The following is a 24294-nucleotide window of genomic DNA, read 5'->3' as shown; positions in this document are numbered from 1 at the left end:
GAGCCTATTAGTTTAGGGAATATAAGAAAATACGTGTGGAAAAAATGTATTTTATAGCTAATAATGGAATATAAGATTCGGATTAAAATTACGAGGCGATTAATCGTTCATATGATACAAAGGGGGATGCAAAAATGTCAAAATCAGTTTGGATTCAAAATGCTGCACAACTTATTACATTAAAAAACGACCATAAAGGGCCACGTACAAAAGAGGCAATGTCTGAGCTTAGTATTATCGAAGGTGGAAGTGTTTGGATTGAGGATGGAGTTATTCAGCTAGTTGGGACCATGCAGGAATTAATTCCACTTTGTACACCACGTGCGAGTGAAGCATATATTGTGGATGCCACTGGTAAAATCGTGACGCCTGGATTAATTGATCCGCATACGCATATTGTGCATGGGGGCAGCAGGGAATTTGAATTCGAAATGCGTATCCAGGGGAAAGGGTATATGGAGATTTTAAATGCTGGGGGTGGCATTTTAGCGACAACGCAAAAAACACGCGAACTATCAGAAGAGCATATTTACAATACGACCGCGTTACGTCTCGATTCCTTTTTAGCGCACGGTGTTACAACGTTGGAAAGTAAAAGTGGATATGGCTTAAATTTAGAAACAGAACTGAAGCAATTACGTATAATGCAACGCTTAAATGAAAAGCACCCTGTGGAAATTGTCTCAACTTTTATGGGGGCACATGCCATCCCAGAAGAATACAAGGACGATGCAGATGCGTATGTTGATATAGTCGTGAACGATATGATTCCCCACATCGCCAAAGAAAAGTTAGCGAAGTTTTGTGATGTGTTTTGTGAAAAAGATGTGTTCACAACGGAGCAAGCCGAGCGCATTTTAGAAGCAGGTAAGGCGCACGGATTAATTCCGAAAATCCACGCAGATGAAATGGAGGCTTCTGATGGAGCACAACTTGCAGCTAAAGTTGGGGCGATTTCAGCAGAGCATTTATTAAAAACAAGTGATGAAGGCATTGAGGCACTTGCAGATGCAGGTGTGATTGCGTGCTTACTTCCTGCTGCGGCTCTATGTTTACAGGAACAACCAGCACGTGCGAGAGATATGATAGCTGCAGGTGTGCCTGTTGCGATTTCAACAGAATGTAATCCTGGCTCTTCTCCTACGACATCTATGCCTCTTGTCATGAACCTAGCATGTATGACTATGCGAATGAGTCCAGCTGAAACACTGTGTGCGGCAACGTATAATGCGGCATGTGCGATTGGTATGGCGGACAAGATTGGTTCCATTGAAGTAGGCAAACAGGCAGATATAGTTGTATGGGATGTGCCCAATTATCAAAAGCTCCACTATATATTTGGTGTGAATCATGTACATGAAGTATGGAAAAAGGGCGTGAAAGTTGTAGGTTAATTTCATTTTACGTAAAGGATGCGAAAAATGATGATTATACTAAACGGTAGTGCATTAACAATTGCGCAAATGAAGTCGATTTTGTATGACGGTGCCAAAATCAAGATTGATGAGGAAGCAAAGGCATGTGTTCAAAAAAGCCGTCAAGCAGTTGAGCGAATTGTAAGAGAAGGTAAGACGGTGTACGGGATTAATACAGGGTTTGGGAAATTTAGTGATTTAAAAATTGCCGAGCAGGAAGTGAATGAGCTTCAGTTAAACTTAATTCGTTCGCATGCGTGCGGTTTAGGCGAGCCATTTCCAGAGCTTGTTTCTAGGGCAATGATGGTGCTGCGATTAAATGCGTTATTAAAAGGATTTTCAGGTATTCGTTTACAGGTGTTAGAGCGCTTAGAATTTATGGTAAACGCGTCTATTCATCCGGTGATTCCTCAGCAAGGTTCGCTCGGTGCGTCCGGTGATTTAGCGCCGCTTTCGCATTTAGTGCTCGCCCTTATTGGTGAAGGGGAAGTTGTGGTAAATGGTCAGCAGAGGCCAGCAAATGAAGTATGGGCTGAGCAAGGACTTGAGCCGATTGAACTTCGTGCAAAAGAAGGACTTGCTCTCATTAATGGTACACAGGCAATGACCGCGCAAGGCGTCGTCAATTATATTGAAGCGGAAAAGCTAGCGTATGCTAGTGAATGGATTGCGGCAATGACGTTAGAGAGCTTGCGCGGAATCCTTGATGCGTTTCACCCGGCCGTGCATGAGGCGCGCGGCTTTAAGGAGCAAAGTGATGTTGCCACACGTATGCGAGCATGGCTAAAAGGGAGCCAGCTGACAACTGTTCAAGGGGAGATGCGCGTGCAAGATCCGTATTCCTTGCGATGCATTCCACAAATCCATGGTGCTAGCTGGCAGGTGCTCGGTTATGTTAAAGATAAATTGGAAATTGAAATGAATGCAGCAACGGATAATCCGCTTATTTTTGAGGACGGGGCACTCGTTATTTCAGGTGGGAACTTCCACGGGCAGCCGATTGCCTTTGCAATGGACTTTTTAAAAATTGGCATGTCCGAATTAGCTAATGTGTCCGAGCGGCGCATTGAGCGTTTAGTCAATCCTTCATTAAACGTAGGATTACCACCATTTTTAAGTGCAGCGCCTGGTTTGCAATCGGGCGCCATGATTTTGCAGTATAGTGCGGCAAGCTTAGTTTCAGAAAATAAAACGCTGGCGTACCCGGCATCGGTTGATTCCATTCCGTCTTCGGCCAATCAAGAGGATCATGTCAGTATGGGAACAACGGGGGCACGTCATGCTTATTCTATTATTCAAAACGTTAGGCGAGTGCTAGCGATTGAGGCCTTTTGTGCGGCACAGGCAGCAGAATATCGGGGAACGGATTTAATGGCGCCAAAGCTGTTTGAAAAGTGGCAGGAGGTGCGTGCGATAGTTCCTGCAATTACGGGAGACCGAATTTTTAGTAAAGATGTTGAAATGCTTGCGCTGTACTTAGCACCGTAAAAACCTAGATGGCCCTCAGTTTTGGGGGACATCTGGGTTATTTATTTGTCTATTTAGTAGATTTACGTTTCCAAAAAACGATACCTACAAGTGCTACCTTGTAATCCGAAAAAATCAGCCATCCAAGCTGCTAGTTCCATACGTGTTAAATTATTGTCTTGTGATAATGTTATTTCTGGATCCGTATAGTCAATAAATGCGAGGGAAGTATAAGTATTAAGAAATATTCGAGGACAGATTTCAATGAGAACAATTAATATTTTGCTATAATAGGAGGACTTAAAGAGAGAGGAATTAATGAAATGACAAATAAACCACATTTACTAGTAGTAGACGGGATGGCACTATTATTCCGTTCGTTTTTCGCGTCAGCCGCAATGAACCAATTTATTCGACTTGAGGATGGCACGCCGTCTAATGGTGTACAAGGCTTCGCGCGTCACGTATTAACGGCACAAAACTTAATGAAGCCAACGCATTTAGCCGTATGCTGGGATATGGGGGCACATACTTTCCGTAATGATTTATTCGACGGCTACAAAGCAAACCGTCCAGCACCACCAGAGGAAATGCTACCGCAATTTGATATGGCAAAAGAAGTATCTGAAATGATCGGCTGGAAAAACTTCGGTGTTAAAGGCTTAGAGGCAGATGATTTGATCGGATCGATGGTGGAGAAGTGGAAGAACGACGCGGATATTACGATTATTAGTGGCGATAAGGATTTACTGCAGCTGCTAAATCCTTCAACGACAATCGCGTTTACGAAAAAGGGGTATACAGAATATGATGTATATTCAGAGGCACGTTTTGTCGAGGAATATGCTATTTCACCAAAACAATTCGCTCAGGTGAAAGCATTTATGGGCGATTCGAGCGATGGCTATCCGGGTGTTAAGGGGATTGGTCCAAAAACGGCACTTCAACTTATTCAAAATCACGGCTCCATTGACGGTGTACTAAATGCGCTTGATACGTTGAAGCCAGGGCAACGTTCGAAAATTAGTGAAAACGTAGACATGCTGAAGCTATCTCATCAGCTTGCAGAAATTAATTGTCAGGCACAGATTGATACTGAGCTTGAACGTTTGCGATTAGAAGATTATGAGAACGGCACTTTTGCGAACTTAGAAGGTAAAGGTTACCGTTTAATTGCGAAGCATGCGCGTTCACTGTATTCATTACTATAATAAATGAAGGACAAGTCTAGAAATGGGCTTGTCTTTTTGTATGGGTGGAGGGGAGAAGTAGGATATAACTTATTAGAGTGAGGAAAGCACTAAATAGAGCTGCCATATTTCTTAACACAAACATAAAAAAACAGCAGATCGCTTCTGCTGTGTTAAAACTTCGGTTCAATTTTTACAAAGCTTAATACTCGGCGATTATCTTCGTAGCGGAATGTGCGCAATTGACTTTCGCGGTTGCGGCCGCCGTTATCATGAATAATTAAATGAAGTTCATCGTCCTTAATTTCATAGCCGATAAGTGGAACCCAGTGATATTTGAAGAGTGGCTTAATTTTTGATAAAAACTGCAATGTAAAATAATTGTCGAACTTCATGGCAACTGGATTACCAATTCGAAGCTGTTCAATAGCTTCCGTTAAAGAGCAGCTATCGATTGTCCAATTAGGACCAAGTGCATTGCGTAGATTTTTAATCATGCGCCACTTGAAAAGGCCAATTTTAGTGCCGCCAAGCGTTTTGTACCATTCATTTACATCTTTATTAATGATTGCTTCATCTTGGGATAAATAATTTAAAATAACGTGCGCAGTTGTGGGACCACATGCAGAACTTTGATACTCAGGACGAACTTCCGCACTATACTGGGACATTCCATTCACATTTAATAGTACTCGCATCCTAGTCACCTCCATTAAGATTTAAGTTATAATATACCCAAAAAATGAGATTTCAATTATCTTACCACTTTTGTGGGAAAAATCAACAATAGTGAAACGGTTTGCTGTTTTGCTCCGTCTAACGTGAGGTGAATTTGATAAATAAGGGAGGAATTACGTGCAGACGGAACAACTGGAAGCATTTATTAAAATACACGGGGAAGAATTGCTCCGCCTTGCTTTTACATATGTGAAAAATAGAGAAATTGCAGAAGACATTGTTCAGGACGTATTGTTGAAGGCGTTTGAAAAGCGAACTGATTTCCGCGGGGGTTCGTCGTATAGAACATATTTATTTCGGATGACGATTAATCGCTGTCATGATTACTTACGCAGCTGGCACTACAAAAATACCTTTGTCACAACAAAAATACAGTCTATTTTTAAAGGCAGTGTGTCTGCAGAACAGCTAGTCCTTGAAAATGATGAGTCAAAACTGCTTGGTCATGCCGTGCTAAAATTGCCGGTGAAATACCGAGAAGTCATTGTGTTCTACTATTATAAAGAAATGTCAACTGAGGAAATAGCTGAGCTAATGCAATGCCCGGTAAATACAATAAAAACAAGACTGAAACGCGGACGAGAAAAATTAAAAGTCGAATTAGATGGGAGTGCGCTCTATGAAGGATTCCAAAATCAAGAAAAGTATTGGTGAGGTCATTGGGGAGGAACAATGGCTAACGGATCGCCTCGTGACAAAAATAGCTTCTAAGAAAAGAAAATCCAATAAATCTTTCATAAAAGCACTTCAGCCTGTATTTGTACTACTAGTAATCGGCCTTATCGGCTCATTTTCATATTTATCAATGGGTGAACAGTCTGTCGAGCAACCGGCGAGCTTTAGTGAAGTCTATTTTAATAAACTATTGTCAGAACAACAGGCAGAAGGAGCAATTGCTTATTTAACTGCAATTGAATGGGAAGATTATGAGGCATTTGAGAAGGTATCGGCTACTGAAGTGGTAGCATCTCCAAAAGAAGTATTTCAAAAATACGCCAACGTGGATTTTGCTTCGTTACGTATTTTAAAGATGATGCCTCCTAATGAAGAAGGAATTACGAAGTTATATATGCAGCATGAAAATCTTATAGATGGTCAGACGTATATTCATGATCTAAATATACAAATGATTTCCAAATCAGATGTCCGAGTGTATGAAGATGTGTATGAAGAGTGGCTTCTGTATGAGCCGTATGTTGCGCCAAAATCGATTGCACTTACTTATAGGGAGGCGCCAGTAGCAGAGACGGCACCAAACGGCTCACTGCATAATTTAATGGTTGCGCATGGCACGTTGGAATTGCCCAATGGAGTTCAACTGTGGCCGCTTATTAAAGAAGAGAATGTGCAACTTTACTTAATAGACGGGGAACATATCGTTGATTTGGGGTATATCGGTCCGTATGATAAAAATGCGGACCAACCTTATCATGCGGGCATTCATAGCTTTTCAAATGGAGACGAAGTAATCGTTTTCAGCTCCTTTGAAGATAAGCAAATTCGCTACGTGTACTATAATGAACAGTTGGATGCATATCAATATGTTGAAGGAGTGCCAGGGGAGTATACGGGAGGTACGATGTACAACAGGGAAGAAATCGGTGAAGAACTGCTATTTTTAGAAGGGGAAAACGGGCAAATTGTGACGGTGAAAGATGGAAAGCTAATTCATACCTTTATAGAAAATCATGTGGAAGGTCCAGCTTGGCTACAAGATTTCCTATCGGTAGAATTTTTAGGGGGGAATTTCCGACTAAGCTATAGTGAAGAATTTTTCCAAAAAACCTACTATTATAATCTGAATTCACTTGAACAGGCAGTTAAACAATAAAAAAACGGGCGCGCACTTTGCGGCCCATTTTTTATTATACTTGTGCGTCTAAAAACTCTGTTACTTGTGCAGGTGATTTTGCATTTGCACTATGTAAGTGAGCAAGTTTTTCACCGTTTTTGAAAATTAATAGTGATGGGATACCCATTACTTGATACTTTTCAGCTAGCTCTGGGAAGTTGTCGCGGTTGATTGAGTACCAATCGTACTGTGTGTATTCTTCAATAATTGGATCAATAAACATGTCCATACGTGTACAGTCTGGGCACCAGCCTGCGAAAAATTTAATAACAACTGATTTTTCTGTGCCTGTAATTTCATTAAATTGTTCTAATGTAGTAATTTCTTGCATGATTAATCACACTCCTTAACACTATTTTACACATTTTGGTCGACACAGAAAAGGAAATTGACTTACTGAATGATTACTCATTGAAATAACAGATGAACCTATTATTATTAAAGCAGTATAATAAAATTATAGAAAATTGCGTTAAAAAAGATTGATAAAATTGACAAATTATACTACACTAAGAACAGAAAAGCTGTTTCAAGTTTTTTTTCGTTCAAAAATGAATGACTATTCATTCAAAGAGGGAAGAAGGGGGAATTGCTCGTGTCTTACAAAATTCAAAAAGCAGCCGTTTTAGGTTCAGGGGTAATGGGGTCAGGAATTGCTGCTCACTTAGCAAATATTGGTATTTCAACATTATTATTAGATATCGCACCAAAAGAGCTAACAAAGGATGAGGAAGCGAAGGGGTTAACGCTCGAATCGTCTGCAGTCCGCAATCGTTTTTCAAACGGAGCATTGCAAAAGCTGCTAAAACAAAAGCCAGCACCATTAGCTGCCAAGAAAAACTTAGCATTAATTACTGCAGGTAACTTTGAAGATGATTTAGTAAAGCTAAAGGATGTAGATTGGATCATAGAAGTTATTGTAGAAAACTTAGAAATCAAAAAAGGATTATTTGAAAAAATCGATACGGTGCGTAGACCAGGCACAATCATTTCTTCAAATACTTCTGGCGTTAGTATTAACGCAATGGCTGAAGGGCGTTCGGAAGATTTCCAAAAGCATTTCCTTGGAACACACTTCTTCAACCCGCCACGTTATTTAAAACTTTTAGAAGTAATCCCTGCAATAACAACGAAACTAGAAGTTGTAGATTTCATGCAAACTTTCGGTGAAAATGTGCTAGGGAAAGGTGTTGTAATTGCAAAAGATACACCGAACTTCATCGCAAACCGTATTGGAACTTACGGACTACTAGTAACCATGCAAGAAATGGTTGCCCGTAACTATTCAGTAGGCGAAGTGGATTCGGTAACAGGTCCACTAATTGGCCGTCCAAAATCAGCAACATTCCGTACGCTTGATGTAGTGGGCTTAGATACATTCGCACACGTTGCGAAAAACGTTTATGACCAAACAACTGGTGAAGAACAGGCAGTGTTTGAAGAATCACCAATTTTAAATAAAATGATTGAAAACGGTTGGTTAGGTGCAAAGTCTGGCCAAGGTTTCTTCCTTAAACAAGGAAAAGAAATTCATGAGCTGAACTTATCCACACTTCAATACGGTCCAACAAAAAAACTGCAAACGCCTTCAGTTGAGCTGGCAAAACAGACAAAAGGCTTAGCAAACAAAGTAAAAACATTAGTGTATGCAAATGACCGCGCTGGAGAACTATTGTGGAATATTTTTGCACCAACATTAATTTACTCTGCACAATTAAACGGAGAAATTGCAGATGATATTGTTGCAATCGATAACGCAATGAAATGGGGCTTCGGCTGGCAGCAAGGTCCTTTTGAACTATGGGATGCAATCGGTGTAGAAAAATCCATTGCTAAAATGGAAGCAGAGGGCCGCGAAGTACCTGCGTTTGCAAAAGATTTACTTGCAAAAGGCTACTCAACATTCTACACAGAAATTGATGGTGATCTTGTTTACTTCAATGGCACTGAATATGTGAAAGTACCTGTGAACGAAAAAGCGATTGACTTAAAACGCTATAAAAAGAAAAACGGAGTTATTAAATCAAATGCAGGTGCGAGTTTAGTAGATTTAGGTGACGGGGTAGCACTTTTAGAATTCCATTCACAATCAAATGCGATCGGTTTAGACATTATCCAAATGATTAATTTCGCAATTGATGAAGTAGAGAAAAACTTCAAAGGGCTTGTAATCGGTAATCAAGGTAAAAACTTCTGTGTTGGAGCTAACCTCGGTATGATCCTAATGGAAGCGCAAGACGACAATATTTTTGAACTTGATTTTGTTATTAAATCATTCCAACAAGCGATGCGTCGTATTAAATACAGTGTGAAGCCAGTTGTCGCGGCACCATTTTCAATGACTTTAGGTGGCGGCGCGGAAGTATGTTTACCAGCTGCTCACATTCAAGCATCAGCAGAAACGTATATGGGTTTAGTTGAAGTAGGTGTAGGCTTAATTCCAGGCGGTGGAGGTAACATTGGTCTTTACGAAAAATTCATTAAAGGTTTACCAAATGGTGTTGAAATAGACTATCAAAACATTGCAAATAAAGTATTTGAAACAATTGCAATGGCAAAAGTATCAGGTTCTGGTGAAGAAGCCCGTGAAACCAACTTCTTAAACTTTGCAGACGGCGTGTCGGTGAACTCTGATCACTTAATTTTCGATGCAAAACAAGCTGCGATTGCGCTACATGACGCGGGGTATGTGCCACCAGTGAAGAAGCCAGTAAAAGTTGTTGGAGCACCAGGTTATGGAACATTACTTTTAGGAGCACAAGGCCTTTACAATTCAGGTATGATTAGCGATCATGACCTGAAAATCGCGAAGAAATTAGCGTATGTTATCGCAGGTGGTTTAGTACCATACGGAACAGAAGTGTCTGAAGAGTATTTATTAGGCTTAGAAAAAGACGCATTTTTACAACTAGTAGCAGATCAAAAATCACAATTGCGTATGCAGCAAATGCTTGTAAAAGGTAAACCATTACGTAACTAAAGGGACTTTCTTCAACAGGCTAGATGTCTACTCAGGAAAGTCTTGGTCTCTGGCGGATGTCATCGATTTTGAACCGTATAAGGTCAGAACGATTCAAAATTTGGACGGTAAATTTGCTTGTAACTTAATGGGTCTTTACCAAAATATGTCCTTTACTATAAAAGAAAGTGTACTACTTTATAGGCACATGGAACGGAGGGCGGCGAGTGTAGCTGACGGCATTCGCCTTTCGCTACAGAGCAAAGCTTCCTGCGGGAAAAGCGTGAGCCTTGAGACCCCGCACGAACGTTTAGGAACGAAGGCTAAGAACGCCACGTCCTGTGGCAACGCCTTCGTGACCAACATCGTGTTGGCCCGAGGAGGCTCAAGCCACGCCCGCGGAAAGCGTCCGCCTGGAGTGGAATGTGCTGTCAAGTTCAGATTTTGGTGTAGAGCCAACTTAATAGAACAATTTATAGCTAGTTACAAAACGTCGCTAGCATACGATAAGGGGGATACATTAATATGCGTGAAGCTGTAATTGTGGCAGGAGCAAGAACGCCAATTGGTCGAGCAAAAAAAGGTTCACTTGCAACAGTTCGCCCAGATGATTTTGGTGCGCTAGTAGTAAAGGAAACACTTAAAAGAGCGGGCTATGAAGGTCCGATTGATGATTTAATTATAGGCTGTGCAATGCCCGAAGCAGAGCAAGGAATGAATGTAGCGCGTAATATTGGTGCTTTAGCTGGACTGCCGGATACAACACCAGCACTTACAATAAACCGTTTCTGTTCATCAGGTTTACAAACAATTGCATATGCTGCTGAACGTATTATGCTTGGTCATTCAAAAGCAATAATTGCAGGTGGTACAGAATCAATGAGTATGATTCCGATGACTGGTAACACAGTTCGTTTAAATCCAAAACTTGCTGAAGAAGCACCGCAATACTATATCGGAATGGGTCACACTGCTGAGGAGGTAGCAAATCGCTATAAAGTAAGCCGAGAAGATCAAGATGCATTTGCAGTTCGTTCTCATGAATTAGCAGAAAAAGCCATTCGCGAAGGAAAATTTAAAGACGAAATTGTACCGGTTGAAGTTATTGAGTATTACGTAGACAAGAATAATAAATTACAAGAGAAGAAGTTTACGTTCGATACTGATGAAGGGGTACGACCTGGTACTTCAATTGAAGGCTTAGCGAAATTACGCCCAGCGTTCAACGTGAAAGGTTCTGTAACAGCAGGTAACTCCTCTCAAACTTCAGACGGTGCAGCAGCTGTACTTGTGATGGACCGTGAAGAAGCTGAAGCACAAGGATTAAAACCATTAGCCAAGTTTTTAGGCTTTGCAGTTGGCGGCGTACCACCAGAAGTAATGGGAATTGGCCCAATCGTAGCGATTCCCAAAGCACTTGAAATCGCAGGTCTTACACAAGGCGACATCGATTTATGGGAAATTAACGAAGCGTTCGCATCACAATCACTACAAGTTGTTCGCCATTTAGCCATCGACGTAGAAAAAGTGAATGTAAATGGCGGCGCAATCGCACTTGGCCATCCACTAGGAGCAACAGGTGCCATTTTAACACTAAAATTGATCAATGAGTTAAGACGTCGTGGCGGTAAATACGGTGTAGTAACAATGTGTATCGGCGGCGGTATGGGTGCTGCTGGTGTATTCGAAGTACTGTAAGAGGAAGATTAGTTTGCGGTCACGAGTTTTTTGATGCTTCCAAATTCGTCACCAAAGCAAAGGTCAGTGTATCCATGCACAATTCCGTAGCTTAGCAATAAATTTGTAAGTTTCATAGACAAAAGTTTAAACGCTGCTTTTGTCAGAAGTGTCTAAGCGTTTCCGAACAATTACCTTAGGGGAGGAATTTAATATGGAACAAACTTCAAACATTATTAAAGGCGGCGCTTTCTTAATCGAGGACGTAGAAATCGAACGCGTATTCACGCCAGAGGATTTCACCGATGAGCAAAAAATGATCGCCAAAACAACAGAGGATTACGTAAATAACGAAGTATTACCTGTTGTAGAAAACCTTGAGAACCATGAATTCGATCACTCCGTACGCTTATTAAAAATTGCTGGTGAACTAGGATTACTTGCGGCGGATGTTCCAGAAGAATATGAAGGTTTAGCTTTAGACAAAATTTCTTCCGCTTTAATCGCTGAAAAATTGTCTCCAGCAGGTGGATTCTCAATTACTCATGGTGCACACGTAGGAATCGGTTCTTTACCAATCGTTCTTTTCGGTAACGAAGAGCAAAAGAAACGCTACTTACCAAAGTTAGCTTCTGGCGAATTAATCGCTGCGTATGCATTAACTGAGCCAGGTTCAGGTTCTGACGCTTTAGGTGCAAAAACAGTGGCCAAATTAAATGCAGCAGGTACTCACTATGTATTAAATGGTGAAAAACAATGGATTACAAACGCAGGATTTGCGGATGTATTCGTAGTATACGCAAAAATCGATGGCGATAAATTCACTGCATTCATCGTTGACCGCAAATTCGACGGCGTATCAGTAGGAGCAGAAGAGAAGAAAATGGGCATTAAATCATCTTCTACTCGTACTTTAATTTTACAAGACGCACAAGTGCCAGTTGAAAACTTACTTGGTGAAATCGGTCGCGGTCATATTATCGCATTCAACATTTTAAACATAGGTCGGTATAAGTTAGGAATAGGTACTGTCGGTGCATCTAAACGTGCATTCGAGCTAGCGGTTAAATATACAAAGCAACGTCAGCAGTTCAAAACGCCACTTTCGGGATTCAACTTAACGAAAGAAAAGTTAGCGACAATGGCATCACATATTTATGCTTCAGAGTCTTTAAACTATCGTACTGTCGGTTACTTCGAGGACCGCTTAAGCCAGTTGTCTCTTGAGGAGCAAAAAGACGGCCAAAAAATTGCGGGTGCTATTGCTGAATATGCGATTGAATGTTCAATTGCAAAAGTAGTCGGTTCTGAAACATTAGACTATGTGGCAGACGAAGCAGTACAATTGCATGGTGGTTACGGCTTCATGGCAGAGTACGAAGTAGAGCGTATTTACCGCGACTCTCGTATTAACCGTATTTTCGAAGGCACAAATGAAATTAACCGTATGATTGTTCCTGGTACATTTATGAAGAAAGCTCTAAAAGGCGAGTTACCACTTCTACAAGTAGCACACCAATTACAAGCAGAGCTCCTAATGTTAATGCCTGAAGAAATTGGTGATGAGCCATTAGCGCAAGAATTATACCTTGTGAAAAATGCGAAGAAAATTGCTGTATTAGCTGCTGGTGCTGCTGCACAGGCGTTCGGAGCAAAACTAGATGCAGAGCAAGAAGTACTTGTGAACATCGCGAACATTGCGAACCAATTATACGCAATGGAATCAGCTGTAATTCGTACGCAAAAAGCGATTGCTCGCGATGGTGTTGAAAAATCACAACAAAAAATTCTTTACACTCAAATCTTCACACAAGAAGCATTTTCAGAAATCGAAAAAGAAGCGAAAGATACATTACTAGCTTCAGTTGAAGGTGATGCTGGCCGTATGATCTTATCAGCACTACGTAAATTAACACGTAACAACCCATACAACTTAATTCCGAAAAAACGTGAAGCAGCTGCGAAACTTATTGAAGCAGAGAAGTTTGTGGTTTAAGATTTAATTACTACAAAAGAAAGATCTGTATATGAAGACAGTGTATTTCTGCACCGAAAGAGAAGCGACAGGTGCAAAACTAATTAAAGCAGAGAAGTTTGTGGTGTAATAAGAACGATCAACCTAAGTGCGGGGCGCCGCGCTTAGGTTTTATTTTAGGTCGGCAGCAGCATCTTTTTGCATTGGATATTCGTTTTCGATTACAATGAAAAGAAACGATTCGTATAAAAGGGGGACATTTTATGACATTACAATTTATTCAATATCCAAAATGTACGACATGCAAAAAAGCACAAAAATGGTTAGATGCTAATGGCATTGTTTATGAGGCGGTTCACATAGTAGAACAAACGCCATCTAAAGAACAACTAAAATCATATTATGAAGCAAGTGGCTTGCCGCTGAAAAAGTTTTTTAATACTTCTGGTAACAAGTATAAAGAATTAGGGTTAAAGGACAAACTAATACATATGTCTGAAGAAGAGCAAATTTCTCTACTAGCATCGGATGGTATGCTAATTAAGCGTCCAATTGTAACAGATGGAAAAAAAGTAACATTAGGATTTAAGGAGTCTGACTTCTTAGAATCATGGAAATAAACAACGTATTGTATTGAATTTCCGAACGAAATATGGCACACTGAACATGAATGTACTACATATGATATGGAGGGGTTTTGATGAACACACCTAAAGAATTACGCTACTCAGAAGAACATGAGTGGGTAAAAGTTGAAGATGGCAAAGCACGTATAGGAATTACAGATTTCGCACAACATGAACTTGGCGATATCGTTTTCGTTGAACTACCAGCAGTAGGCGACGAAATTCAATTAAACCAACCATTTGGTAGTGTTGAATCTGTTAAAACAGTTTCAGAATTATACGCACCAATATCAGGTAAAGTCGTTGAAGTAAACGAAGAACTTTCTGATAACCCTGAGTTTGTTAATGAATCTCCGTATGGACAAGCATGGATGGTTGTAGTTGAACTTACTAACCCTTCTGAAATCGAAGAGTTAATGACTGCTGAGAAATACGAAGAGTTAATCGCAGAATAATTTCTTGAAACGCCAAAGTCCGTCACAGGAGTTTGGCGTTTTTTTTTATTGTTAAGGAAATTATAAAATTTCGCCATATGGATAACAATTAAATAAGTAAATGTAACGTCTAGGCGAAAGCGCCAGCCCCTCGAGGTCGCGGTCTGTCCTCAGGCGAAGGCTAAGAGCGCTTTCACTTCGGACTCTCCGATGCTTGTGTTCGTGGTTGAGCAACTATAGCTTTCTTAATCACATAATAAACGACATCATCTTACCTTATTTTGGGTCAAGATTTGTCTTTCTATAGGAGGAAGATGAATGTGGAAAAGTGTATAATCGTAGAAGGTCGTTCGGACAAATTGAAAATAATCCCTCTATTAGCCGAAAACGCTACGATTTTATGTACAAATGGTACGATTAGTGAAGAAGACTTAATCACGCTTATCGAGCCTTATGAGCATTGCGATCTGTATACAATGTTTGATGCCGATAAAAACGGAGAGAAATTACGTAAGCTCATGAAGCGTTGCTATTCTGATGCGATACAGCTCGTCATCCCGAAGCAATATATAGAAGTAGCCGAAACTCCAAGTGCTATTTTACTTCAGCTATTAGAGGTAGCAAAATTTGCCGTTCACAAATAAAAGTATAGGATGAAGCAGATGAACGAATGGACTAGACAAAAGTGGGAACAACAAATGCAAGAGCAGCCGTTAACTGCCTTTTATTTATATACACCGATGTGTGGTACGTGTGCAGTTGCATCAAAAATGATGGATGTTGTGGAACAATTACTCCCAAATCTCCCATTAGGGAAAGCCAATTTAAATTATATGGAGCAGCTCGCTTATGATATTGAAATAGAAAGTGTGCCCTGCCTAGTTATATCGCAAAGAGGTGAAATCGTAGATAAAATCTATGCATTTCAATCCGTACCATTTTTGTATGAAATATTAAAAAAACATTTGACGCATAATTGATAGCGTGATAAAGTAACATTCATAATAAAAAATTTAATAGCGTTACTCTTATAAAGAGAGGCGGAGGGAAGTGCCCTATGAAGCCCGGCAACCAGCATGTATGATGAAAAGGTGCCAAGTCACACAAAGTTAAGCTTTGAGAGATGAGAGAACGGTTGAACGTATAAAAATGCGAAAACCTTTCTACTATGTCTTCAAGTAGAAAGGTTTTTTCGTTTACGTCTAGGTTTAATCGCCACGCCCTCGAGTTCGATGCCAACATGATGTTGGTCAGTTCGCCAGTTCGGGTGTAAACCGGCGCATTAACACTCTTGGTTTACAAAATAAAGCAGCGCAGAGGATGCTGTTTTTAGAAGGAGTACAGTAATGATTGAATTAAAAAATATTACGAAAGTTTATAAAACGAAAAATGGCGACTTAACAGCTGTTGAAAATGTAAACTTATCGATTAAGCAAGGAGAAATCTATGGCATTATCGGTTATAGTGGTGCCGGTAAAAGTACAATGATTCGCCTGTTAAATGGTTTAGAAAAGCCAACAAAGGGCTTAGTTACAGTTAGTGGCAATGAGCTATCATCTGCTTCAGGACGAAAACTACGCGAGGCTCGTCAAAAAATTAGTATGATCTTCCAACACTTCAACCTTTTATGGTCACGCACTGTGGCGGAAAACATCGCCTTCCCGCTTGAAATTGCAGGTGTTCCCAAAGCAGAACGTGTAAAACGTGTAGAAGAGTTAATTGAACTTGTTGGTCTTACTGGTCGCGGCAAAGCGTATCCTTCAGAGCTTTCGGGAGGACAAAAGCAGCGTGTCGGTATTGCGCGCGCCTTAGCGAATAACCCAGAAGTACTTTTATGTGATGAAGCAACATCTGCACTTGACCCGGAAACGACGGATTCAATTTTAGAGCTTCTTTTAGATATTAATAAAAGACTTGGCTTAACGATTGTACTAATCACACACGAAATGCACGTTATTCGTAAAATTTGTCACCGCGTCGCTGTTATGGAAGCTGGACAAGTAGTGGAGCAAGGTGAGGTGCTACAAGTATTCCAACACCCGCAAGCACCAATTACGAAAAAATTCGTTTCACAAGTATCAGGTGCAACACAAGAAACGCAAGAATCTTTAGAGCAAATTTTAGCGAAATATAAATCTGGGAACATCATTAAGCTATCATTCGTTGGACAAACGACAGAGCAACCAGTCATTTCGCAAATTATTAAGCAGTTTGATATTGCCATTAATATCGTTCAAGGTGATATTTCTCATACAACTAGTGGTCCGTACGGTACATTGTTCGTGCATATTGATGGACAGCAAGCGGATATAGATGCTGCACTAGCAATACTTGAGCAGCATGAAATTAAAACGGAGGTGATTGAGCATGCTTAGTCAATTATTTCCGAACGTCGTGTGGGACAAAATGTGGGAAGCGACGTATGAAACACTTTATATGACTGTAATTTCAACAGGTGTAACCTTTGTGCTCGGTCTAGCAATCGGGATTTTACTATTTTTAACGAGTCCCAATCAAATAGGGGCAAATAAAGTAGCGCATTTTTTAACAGGATCTGTCGTAAATATTTTCCGTTCCATTCCGTTTATCGTGCTTATAATTTTATTAATTCCATTTACAAATTTTTTACTTGGCACGATTCGTGGTGTAAATGCGGCATTACCTGCGCTTATTATCGGTGCGGCGCCGTTCTATGCACGTATGGTCCTCATCGCACTTCGTGAAATTGATAAAGGTGTTATTGAAGCAGCTCGCTCAATGGGTGCAAAAACATCAACAATTATTTGGAAAGTACTAATACCAGAATCATTGCCAGCGCTTATTTCTGGTATTACAGTAACATCGGTTGCACTTGTAGGCTATACAGCAATGGCTGGTATTATTGGTGCAGGTGGACTAGGGAATACAGCATTTATTGATGGATTCCAACGTAGCCGATCTGACGTAACCGTAATGGCGACAATTATTATATTAGCTATCGTTTTCGTTCTTCAGTTTATTGGCGATGCGATTACATCAAAAACAGACAAGCGTTAGTTTAGGTGACGGCGGCATAGGTCGTTCACATAGAGAAAGCATATAGAGAAGGGGAGAAATTTAATGAAGAAATTATTATCATTTTTACTTTTATCAGTGCTTGTATTAGCTTTAGCAGCTTGTGGAAGCGATGATGAAGGAACAACTGAAACAGCTGATACAAACGATACAGCTGCAACAGAAGGTACAACTGAACCAACAAAATTAGTTGTAGGTGCTTCTTATGGTTTACATGATATTATTTTAGAGCAAGCGAAACCACTTTTAGCTGAACAAGGGATCGAATTAGTAATCGAGCCTTATCAAGATTATATAATGCCAAACCAAGATTTAGAGTCTGGCGAATTAGATGCTAACTATTTCCAACATATTCCGTACTTAGAGCTTGAAAACGCTGAAAAAGGCTACGGTTTTGTTAATGCTGGTGGAATTCACATCGAGCCAATCGGGATATACTCTCAAGAATATGCTTCTTTAGATGAACTTCCAGACGGCGCAACAATTATCATTTCTAACTCAGTTTCTGACCAAGGTCGTATTTTGTCGTTACTTGAAAATTTAGGCTTAATTAAATTAGCAGATGGTATTGATAAAACAGCTGCTGAATTAAAAGATATTGTAGAAAACCCTAAAAACTTAAACATTGATGCAAGCTCTGCACCAGAAATTTTAGTTCAATACTATAAAAATGGTGAAGGTGATGCAGTTGTAATTAACTCAAACTTCGCAATCGATGCAGGTATTAACCCAATTACAGATTCTATTGCCATTGAAGGATCTGAATCTCCATACGTAAACGTAATTGCTACACGTGCTGGTGAAGAAAACAACGAAACAATCGTGAAGTTAATTGAAGTACTACATTCTAAAGAAATCCAAGACTTCATCGTTGAAGAATGGGGCGGGGCAGTAGTTCCTGTAAGCAAATAATTATTACTAAAAATGGACGCTTCTCAATGAGAGGCGTCCTTTGTTTTGTCTATTAATGCGAAGAGAGTGTCTATAAACAAGAAGCGCAGTGTCTGTCTATTAGCAACGCAAGAGTGTCTATAACCGGAAGTGGAGCGTCTATTAACAACGCAAGAGTGTCTTTAACCGGAAGTGGAGCGTCTATTAACAACGCAAAAGTGTCTATAACCAGAAGCGCAGACTCTATTAGCAACACGAGAGTGTCGATAACCGGAAGCGAAGTGTCTATTAGCAACGCAAGAGTGTCTATAACCGGAAGCGAACTGTCTATTAGCAACGCAAGAGTGTCTATAACCAGGAGCCCACGGTCTATTAACCAAATAAAACTGTCGATTAACTAAAACGCCCTACTGAAACTGTGTTAGTCTCGAGAAGAAATTATTAACAAACTCAATAAATACTTTTTCAGATGGAGCGAGCTCGCGATTTGTTGGAGAGATGACGCCGACTGTGCGACGAATGCTTGGCATAGCAATCGGAACCTTCACTGTTAAACGTGGTGTCGAATCATATAGTGAACTCTCTGGCAATAGAGTGACTCCAATTCCTGCAGCAACAAGCCCCTTCAGTGCATCCATATCCTCACCCTCAGAAGTAACTTTGGCGATGAAGCCTGCTGATTTACATGCTTCAACGGCTACTTTATGCAAAATATAGCCTTCCGGAAACAAAACGAAATTATCGTTGCGTAAATCAATTAAATTAATCGACGAATTTTTTGCTAATGGATGTGTTGCAGGTAGTAGCGCATGAATGTTTTCACTAAACAGTACGGTTGCATCGATTAATTCATCCTTAGGAGGTAGTGGGCCTAAAAAAGCTAAATTTAATTCGCGACTTTTTACCGCTTCAATTAAAAATTTGTAGGATCCTTGACGTAAGTGGAATGACACATCTGGGTATTCCTTTTTGAATGCAGATATAACAGTTGGTAAAACATAGCTAGCTAAACTTGTTGGGAAGCCGACCTTGATTGTCCCTTTTGCCGGGTCTATAAATTCTTCCACCTGCTTGGCAGCGAAATCAATTGCCTTCAAGGCAGTAACGGTATGTTCAAGAAAGATTTTCCCTACTGGCGTTAGCTTGACATTGCGGCCGATGCGCTCAAAAAGTGGTGTACCTAGTTCTTCTTCTAAATTGGCAATTTGGCGACTAATTGCGGATTGAGCGACATGCAAATGTTCAGCTGCTTCAGAAATATGTTCGCGTTCTGCCACTTCTACAAAGTAACGTAATTGGCGTAGTTCCAACGTTCTCACCCCATTTATCTATTTTTTAGATTAATTCCATCCAAACTATATATTGTTTATATTATTTCGAAAACTTTAAAATGTAAATAAGCAATTGAAAGATTTTGGGGGGATTTTAATGACTTTTCATCAATTACCGAAAGCGCAAGGCCTTTATTCACCGGAGTTCGAGCACGATGCTTGTGGAATCGGAATGTACGCCAATATTAAAGGTCGTGCTTCACATGAAATTGTAAAAAACGGATTAGAAATGTTATGTCGCTTAGAGCACCGTGCTGGCCGTGGAGGAGATGGTAAAACGGGCGATGGAGCCGGCTTAATGGTCCAGATTCCGGATGCATTTTTCAAGTTAAACTGTAGGGAGTTAAATTTACCAGTAAAAGGCGAGTATGGTGTAGGGCAGCTATTCTTCACAGAAAATGAACAACAGCGTCATGCAATCGAAGCAAAAATAAACGAATTAATTGAGCAAGAAGGCCAGGTACTGATTGGCTGGAGAACTGCTCCAACGAATAAAGAAAACCTGAGTGATATTGCAAAAGCGACAGCACCTGTTGTACGCCAAGTATTTATTCAAGCAACGAACACAAAAGACACATTAGCATTTGAACGTAAACTGTATTTAATCCGCAAACAAACAGAACACTGGACAGATGCTAAAGGCTATGAATTCTACTGCCCAAGCATGTCGAGCCAAACAATGGTATTCAAAGGTTTACTTTCTCCAGAGGAAGTAAGTGACTTCTACATGGACCTACAAGACGCAAGCTTCATTTCCGCACTAGCACTCGTGCACTCACGCTATTCAACAAACACGTTCCCGTCATGGAAACGTGCCCATCCTAATCGTTACATCATTCATAATGGAGAAATTAATACACTGCGCGGCAATATTAACTGGATGCGCGCACGTGAGCAGCAAATTGTATCCGAAGCATTTGGTGATGATTTAGAAAAGCTATTACCGATCATTGATACAACAGGTTCGGACTCATCTATGCTCGATAATGCCTTCGAATTTTTCGTTTTAGCAGGTCGTACACCGGCCCATGCAGCAATGATGATGATTCCAAAGCCGTGGACAGAAAACCCGCGAATTGCAGAAGACCGTAAAGCATTTTATCAATATCATTCAAGCTTAATGGAGCCGTGGGATGGTCCTACAGCAATTTGCTTCACTGACGGTAAACAAATTGGTGCGATTTTGGACAGAAATGGCTTACGTCCTGGTCGAATTTATGTGACAAAGGATGACCATATAATCTTCTCATCTGAAACAGGTGTAGTAGATGTGGCAGAGGAAGATGTATTGTACAAAGATCGTTTAAGTCCAGGCCGCATGCTACTTGTTGATTTGGAACAAGGGAAAATCATTTCAGACGAAGAGCTAAAAGAAGAAATAGCAAGCGCACATCCTTATGCACAGTGGCTTGAAGACAATATGTTAAAAGTCCAAGTGGATGAAGAACAAGCAGTGGAAGTAACGAACTTAACGCTACGCCAAAAAATTAACGGCTACACATTTGAAGATGTGCAGAAATATATCGTACCGCTTGCTAAAGAAGGGAAGGATCCACTTGGCTCCATGGGGAATGATTCACCACTTGCGGTGTTATCCGAGCGCCCACAGTCACTGTTCAATTACTTTAAGCAGTTATTTGCCCAAGTAACGAATCCACCGATTGATTCTATCCGCGAGCATGTCGTAACTTCTACGATGACCTTACTTGGTGCAGAAGGTGATCTACTTCATCCAACGGCAGAAAATGCACGCCGTATTATGTTAGATACACCGGTACTAACAAACGCAGAGTACAATAACTTAATTAATAATAATGAAGAACATTTCCAGGTAGCTGAAATCCGCCTTTCATTTACTGAAGATTTAGAAAAAGAGTTGAATCGTATTAAAGCAGAAGCAGAGGCTGCGGTCATTGGTGGCAAAACTTTAGTAGTGCTGACGGATTACGAAGAAGATGCGAACCAACTAACGGTGCCCATATTACTTGCAGCAAGTGCACTGCATCAATATTTAATCCGTGTTGGGTTACGTACGAAAGTGAGCATCCTCGTCAATAGCGGTGAAGTGCGTGAAGTACATCATTTTGCAGCGCTAATTGGCTTCGGTGTCGATGCGATTAATCCGTACTTAGCATACGCAACAATTCAAGAAGCGATTGACAATGGCCACTTAGCAATTTCTTATAAAGATGCAGTGAAAAAATTCCGTAAAGGTGCTGCAGATGGCGTTGTGAAAGTAATGTCGAAAATGGGGATTTCAACAGTGCAATCATACCGTGGCGCTCAAGTATTTGAAGCGGTCGGTATTTCAAAAGCAGTAATTGATGAGCACTTTACAGGAACTGCATCTCAAATTGACGGTATTAGCTTAGAAACAATTGGCGAGGAAGCAAAACGTCGTCATGATAGCGCCGTTGAATCACTGCGTGCGGAACTTGAATCCGGAAGTAATTTTCAGTGGCGTGCGGACGGCGAGCATCATGCGTTCAATCCGAAAACAATTCATACATTGCAGTGGGCAACACGGAAAAATGATTACGGCCTCTACCGCATGTACGCAGAAATGGCGAATGAAGAACGCATCGGCTTCCTACGTAATTTATTTGATTTTAAAAAAGCAGAGCGTCGTCTTCCATTAGAAGAAGTGGAGTCTGTTGATTTAATTGTGAAACGCTTTAAATCAGGTGCGATGTCATTTGGTTCATTATCAAAAGAAGCGCATGAAACATTAGCCATTGCAATGAACCGCTTAGGCGCACGTTCAAATTCTGGTGAGGGTGGGGAAGATCCAGCGCGCTTCACAGTAGATGTAAATGGCGATAACCGCCGCAGTGCCATCAAGCAAATTGCATCGGGTCGTTTCGGTGTGAAGTCGCATTACTTAGTCAACGCCGATGAGCTGCAAATTAAAATGGCGCAAGGTGCAAAACCTGGTGAAGGCGGTCAGCTACCGGGAAATAAAGTCTATCCGTGGGTAGCAGAAGTTCGCGGCTCTACGCCTGGTGTAGGTTTAATTTCACCACCTCCACATCATGATATTTACTCAATCGAGGATATGGCAGAGCTGATTCATGACCTGAAAAATGCTAACCGTCACGCTCGTATTTCTGTAAAGCTTGTAGCAAAAGCAGGTGTTGGGACCATTGCGGCTGGTGTAGCAAAAGGTGCGGCGGATGTCATCGTGATTTCTGGTTATGACGGCGGGACGGGTGCTTCTCCAAAAACGTCGATCAAGCATACAGGTCTTCCGTGGGAGCTAGGTCTTGCAGAAGCACACCAAACATTAATGCTTAATGGCCTGCGTGACCGCGTTATTTTAGAAACAGATGGTAAATTAATGACAGGTAAAGACGTTGTGATGGCCGCATTACTTGGCGCGGAGGAGTATGCATTTGCAACAGCACCGCTCATCGTTTTAGGTTGTGTTATGATGCGCGCTTGTCATTTAGATACGTGCCCAGTTGGTGTCGCAACGCAAAATCCAGAGCTTCGTGCAAAATTTATGGGGAATGCGGATCATGTAGTCAACTATATGCGTTTTATCGCAGAGGAAATGCGTGAGTACATGTCGATTTTAGGCTTCCGCACAGTAGAGGAAATGGTTGGACGTACAGATGTCCTTGAAATTTCAGAGCGTACAAAACAGCACTGGAAAGCAAATCAGCTTGATTTATCTGCCCTTCTACATCAGGTGCAAGGTACACGTACTAAGCAAATTCAGCAAGATCATCATATCGATGAAAGCTTCGATATCCGTGTGTTGCTTCCAAAAGTGTCACAAGCAATCGTAGAAAAAAAGAAAATCGAGCTGGAATACAACATTAAAAATACAAACCGCGTAATGGGAACAATAATCGGAAGTGAAATTTCGAAAAAATACGGAGAACCGGGCTTAGAAGAAAATACAATTACATTGAAATTTACAGGTCATGCAGGTCAAAGTTTTGGTGCCTTCATTCCACGTGGGATGTCAATGAGCTGTGTTGGCGATGTAAATGATTACTTCGGTAAGGGTTTATCAGGTGGTAAGGTAGTGGCGATTGCTCCGATTAAAGGGGCGCAAGAGAAAAATGTAATTGCTGGTAACGTATGTCTTTACGGTGCAACAAGTGGTTCAGCATTTATTAACGGACGCGCAGGGCATCGATTCGGCGTTCGGAACTCAGGTGCCAACATTGTCGTTGAAGGCATTGGTGACCACGGTTGTGAGTATATGACAGGTGGCAGCATTGTTGTTCTTGGCGATGTGGGTCAAAACTTCGGTGCTGGTATGTCAGGTGGGATTGCATATATACTCCCAACAGACGAGGCAGCATTTAAAGCGCAATGTAATATGGAAATGATTGAGTTCGAACGCTTACAACATAAAGGTGAAATCGAATCTGTACGCCAGTTTATTATTAAGCATTTAGAAGAAACCGATAGCTCTCTTGCGCTGGATGTATTAGCGAAATGGAATGACTTGGTACCGAAATTTGTGAAGGTAGTGCCAACCGATTATAAGGTGATTATCGGAAAAATCGAGCGTCATAAACTTAAAGGGCTAACGGATGAATTAGCAGCGATGCTAGCATTTGAAGAAACGACTGGCGGCAATAAAGAGCAAGCGATTTCCAAATAAGCTGAGCAATAACTACTTTATTTCGAGTAATGTCTAGGCATTTGCGCCACCCGTTCGAGGTCGC

The 24294-nt window shown here is 40.9% G+C and carries 19 protein-coding genes and 1 riboswitch; of the genes, 16 read left to right on the top strand and 3 right to left on the bottom strand.

Features of this window, described 5'->3' with window-relative positions; all coding sequences use genetic code 11:
• Positions 1-134 precede the first annotated feature (134 nt).
• The 3 genes from hutI (at position 135) to MHH87_RS14110 (ending at position 4093) form a co-directional block, all read left to right on the top strand.
• Positions 135-1394 carry an imidazolonepropionase gene (gene hutI / locus MHH87_RS14120; protein WP_340749899.1) on the top strand — a complete coding sequence of 420 codons (1260 nt, stop codon included), beginning with the start codon at positions 135-137 and terminating at the stop codon, positions 1392-1394.
• Between the two features lie 30 nt (positions 1395-1424).
• Positions 1425-2903 (top strand): histidine ammonia-lyase, encoded by a 1479-nt coding sequence (hutH, locus tag MHH87_RS14115; protein ID WP_340751004.1) that lies wholly within the window; start codon positions 1425-1427, stop codon positions 2901-2903.
• 302 nt (positions 2904-3205) lie between these two features.
• The gene (locus MHH87_RS14110; protein ID WP_340749898.1) at positions 3206-4093 is read left to right on the top strand and encodes a 5'-3' exonuclease; all 888 of its coding nucleotides are present in this window, start codon (positions 3206-3208) and stop codon (positions 4091-4093) included.
• Between the two features lie 152 nt (positions 4094-4245).
• Here MHH87_RS14110 and MHH87_RS14105 read toward each other — a convergent pair whose 3' ends face one another.
• On the bottom strand, positions 4246-4770 hold the full coding sequence (locus tag MHH87_RS14105) for a C39 family peptidase (RefSeq protein ID WP_340749897.1): 525 nt from the start codon (positions 4768-4770) through the stop codon (positions 4246-4248).
• Between the two features lie 157 nt (positions 4771-4927).
• On the opposite strand from MHH87_RS14105, the gene MHH87_RS14100 reads away from it, so the two are divergent.
• Complete coding sequence (locus MHH87_RS14100) at positions 4928-5464, top strand: sigma-70 family RNA polymerase sigma factor (RefSeq protein WP_340749896.1); 537 nt, start codon at positions 4928-4930, stop codon at positions 5462-5464.
• A complete protein-coding gene (locus MHH87_RS14095) occupies positions 5430-6641 on the top strand; it encodes a hypothetical protein (RefSeq protein WP_340749895.1) in 1212 nt (403 codons plus the stop codon). The genes MHH87_RS14100 and MHH87_RS14095 overlap by 35 nt, the downstream gene beginning before the upstream one ends.
• A gap of 34 nt (positions 6642-6675) precedes the next feature.
• Here the strand turns inward: MHH87_RS14095 and MHH87_RS14090 are convergent, their stop codons facing one another.
• On the bottom strand, positions 6676-6993 hold the full coding sequence (locus tag MHH87_RS14090) for a thioredoxin family protein (protein WP_340749894.1): 318 nt from the start codon (positions 6991-6993) through the stop codon (positions 6676-6678).
• A 264-nt stretch (positions 6994-7257) separates the two neighbouring features.
• Between MHH87_RS14090 and MHH87_RS14085 the strand changes: the two genes are divergently transcribed.
• The 10 genes from MHH87_RS14085 to MHH87_RS14040 all read left to right on the top strand — a co-directional run bounded on the left by MHH87_RS14085 (position 7258) and on the right by MHH87_RS14040 (position 18299).
• The gene (locus MHH87_RS14085; protein ID WP_340749893.1) at positions 7258-9642 is read left to right on the top strand and encodes a 3-hydroxyacyl-CoA dehydrogenase/enoyl-CoA hydratase family protein; all 2385 of its coding nucleotides are present in this window, start codon (positions 7258-7260) and stop codon (positions 9640-9642) included.
• 504 nt (positions 9643-10146) lie between these two features.
• Positions 10147-11319 (top strand): acetyl-CoA C-acetyltransferase, encoded by a 1173-nt coding sequence (locus MHH87_RS14080; protein ID WP_340749892.1) that lies wholly within the window; start codon positions 10147-10149, stop codon positions 11317-11319.
• A 193-nt stretch (positions 11320-11512) separates the two neighbouring features.
• Positions 11513-13294 carry an acyl-CoA dehydrogenase family protein gene (locus MHH87_RS14075; protein ID WP_340749891.1) on the top strand — a complete coding sequence of 594 codons (1782 nt, stop codon included), beginning with the start codon at positions 11513-11515 and terminating at the stop codon, positions 13292-13294.
• Between the two features lie 242 nt (positions 13295-13536).
• Entirely contained in the window at positions 13537-13893 is a 357-nt protein-coding gene (locus MHH87_RS14070; RefSeq protein WP_340749890.1) for an arsenate reductase family protein, read from the top strand.
• Positions 13894-13973: 80 nt separating this feature from the next.
• The gene (gcvH, locus tag MHH87_RS14065; protein WP_340749889.1) at positions 13974-14354 is read left to right on the top strand and encodes a glycine cleavage system protein GcvH; all 381 of its coding nucleotides are present in this window, start codon (positions 13974-13976) and stop codon (positions 14352-14354) included.
• Positions 14355-14647: 293 nt separating this feature from the next.
• Positions 14648-14977, top strand: coding sequence for a toprim domain-containing protein (locus tag MHH87_RS14060; protein WP_340749888.1), 330 nt, complete (start codon positions 14648-14650; stop codon positions 14975-14977).
• 18 nt (positions 14978-14995) lie between these two features.
• The gene (locus MHH87_RS14055) at positions 14996-15313 is read left to right on the top strand and encodes a thioredoxin family protein (RefSeq protein WP_340749887.1); all 318 of its coding nucleotides are present in this window, start codon (positions 14996-14998) and stop codon (positions 15311-15313) included.
• Positions 15314-15358: 45 nt separating this feature from the next.
• Positions 15359-15463, top strand: a riboswitch (SAM riboswitch).
• 216 nt (positions 15464-15679) lie between these two features.
• On the top strand, positions 15680-16708 hold the full coding sequence (locus tag MHH87_RS14050; protein WP_340749886.1) for a methionine ABC transporter ATP-binding protein: 1029 nt from the start codon (positions 15680-15682) through the stop codon (positions 16706-16708).
• Positions 16701-17369, top strand: coding sequence for a methionine ABC transporter permease (locus MHH87_RS14045; protein WP_340749885.1), 669 nt, complete (start codon positions 16701-16703; stop codon positions 17367-17369). The genes MHH87_RS14050 and MHH87_RS14045 overlap by 8 nt, the downstream gene beginning before the upstream one ends.
• Positions 17370-17432: 63 nt before the next feature.
• Entirely contained in the window at positions 17433-18299 is an 867-nt protein-coding gene (locus MHH87_RS14040; RefSeq protein WP_340749884.1) for a MetQ/NlpA family ABC transporter substrate-binding protein, read from the top strand.
• Positions 18300-18685: 386 nt separating this feature from the next.
• Here MHH87_RS14040 and MHH87_RS14035 read toward each other — a convergent pair whose 3' ends face one another.
• Positions 18686-19588, bottom strand: coding sequence for a LysR family transcriptional regulator (locus MHH87_RS14035; RefSeq protein ID WP_340749883.1), 903 nt, complete (start codon positions 19586-19588; stop codon positions 18686-18688).
• 118 nt (positions 19589-19706) lie between these two features.
• Here MHH87_RS14035 and gltB point away from each other — a divergent pair, with 118 nt between their 5' ends.
• The gene (gene gltB / locus MHH87_RS14030; protein WP_340749882.1) at positions 19707-24230 is read left to right on the top strand and encodes a glutamate synthase large subunit; all 4524 of its coding nucleotides are present in this window, start codon (positions 19707-19709) and stop codon (positions 24228-24230) included.
• Positions 24231-24294 lie beyond the last annotated feature (64 nt).

Origin of the sequence: Solibacillus sp. FSL H8-0538 (genome assembly GCF_038003525.1) — a bacterium.
Lineage (GTDB): Bacteria > Bacillota > Bacilli > Bacillales_A > Planococcaceae > JBBOPI01.
The sequence above is the reverse complement of the archived record's forward strand: the minus strand, read 5'-3'. Positions and strand labels throughout refer to the sequence as shown.

Coding starts and splice junctions, on each gene's coding strand:
- MHH87_RS14055 (WP_340749887.1), top strand. CDS start 14,996: ATGAACGAATGGACTAGACAAAAGTGGGAACAACAAATGCAAGAGCAG.
- MHH87_RS14090 (WP_340749894.1), bottom strand. CDS start 6,993: ATGCAAGAAATTACTACATTAGAACAATTTAATGAAATTACAGGCACA.
- MHH87_RS14095 (WP_340749895.1), top strand. CDS start 5,430: ATGAAGGATTCCAAAATCAAGAAAAGTATTGGTGAGGTCATTGGGGAG.
- MHH87_RS14040 (WP_340749884.1), top strand. CDS start 17,433: ATGAAGAAATTATTATCATTTTTACTTTTATCAGTGCTTGTATTAGCT.
- hutI (WP_340749899.1), top strand. CDS start 135: ATGTCAAAATCAGTTTGGATTCAAAATGCTGCACAACTTATTACATTA.
- hutH (WP_340751004.1), top strand. CDS start 1,425: ATGATTATACTAAACGGTAGTGCATTAACAATTGCGCAAATGAAGTCG.
- MHH87_RS14070 (WP_340749890.1), top strand. CDS start 13,537: ATGACATTACAATTTATTCAATATCCAAAATGTACGACATGCAAAAAA.
- MHH87_RS14110 (WP_340749898.1), top strand. CDS start 3,206: ATGACAAATAAACCACATTTACTAGTAGTAGACGGGATGGCACTATTA.
- MHH87_RS14060 (WP_340749888.1), top strand. CDS start 14,648: ATGAATGTGGAAAAGTGTATAATCGTAGAAGGTCGTTCGGACAAATTG.
- MHH87_RS14105 (WP_340749897.1), bottom strand. CDS start 4,770: ATGCGAGTACTATTAAATGTGAATGGAATGTCCCAGTATAGTGCGGAA.
- MHH87_RS14045 (WP_340749885.1), top strand. CDS start 16,701: ATGCTTAGTCAATTATTTCCGAACGTCGTGTGGGACAAAATGTGGGAA.
- gltB (WP_340749882.1), top strand. CDS start 19,707: ATGACTTTTCATCAATTACCGAAAGCGCAAGGCCTTTATTCACCGGAG.
- MHH87_RS14050 (WP_340749886.1), top strand. CDS start 15,680: ATGATTGAATTAAAAAATATTACGAAAGTTTATAAAACGAAAAATGGC.
- MHH87_RS14075 (WP_340749891.1), top strand. CDS start 11,513: ATGGAACAAACTTCAAACATTATTAAAGGCGGCGCTTTCTTAATCGAG.
- MHH87_RS14080 (WP_340749892.1), top strand. CDS start 10,147: ATGCGTGAAGCTGTAATTGTGGCAGGAGCAAGAACGCCAATTGGTCGA.
- gcvH (WP_340749889.1), top strand. CDS start 13,974: ATGAACACACCTAAAGAATTACGCTACTCAGAAGAACATGAGTGGGTA.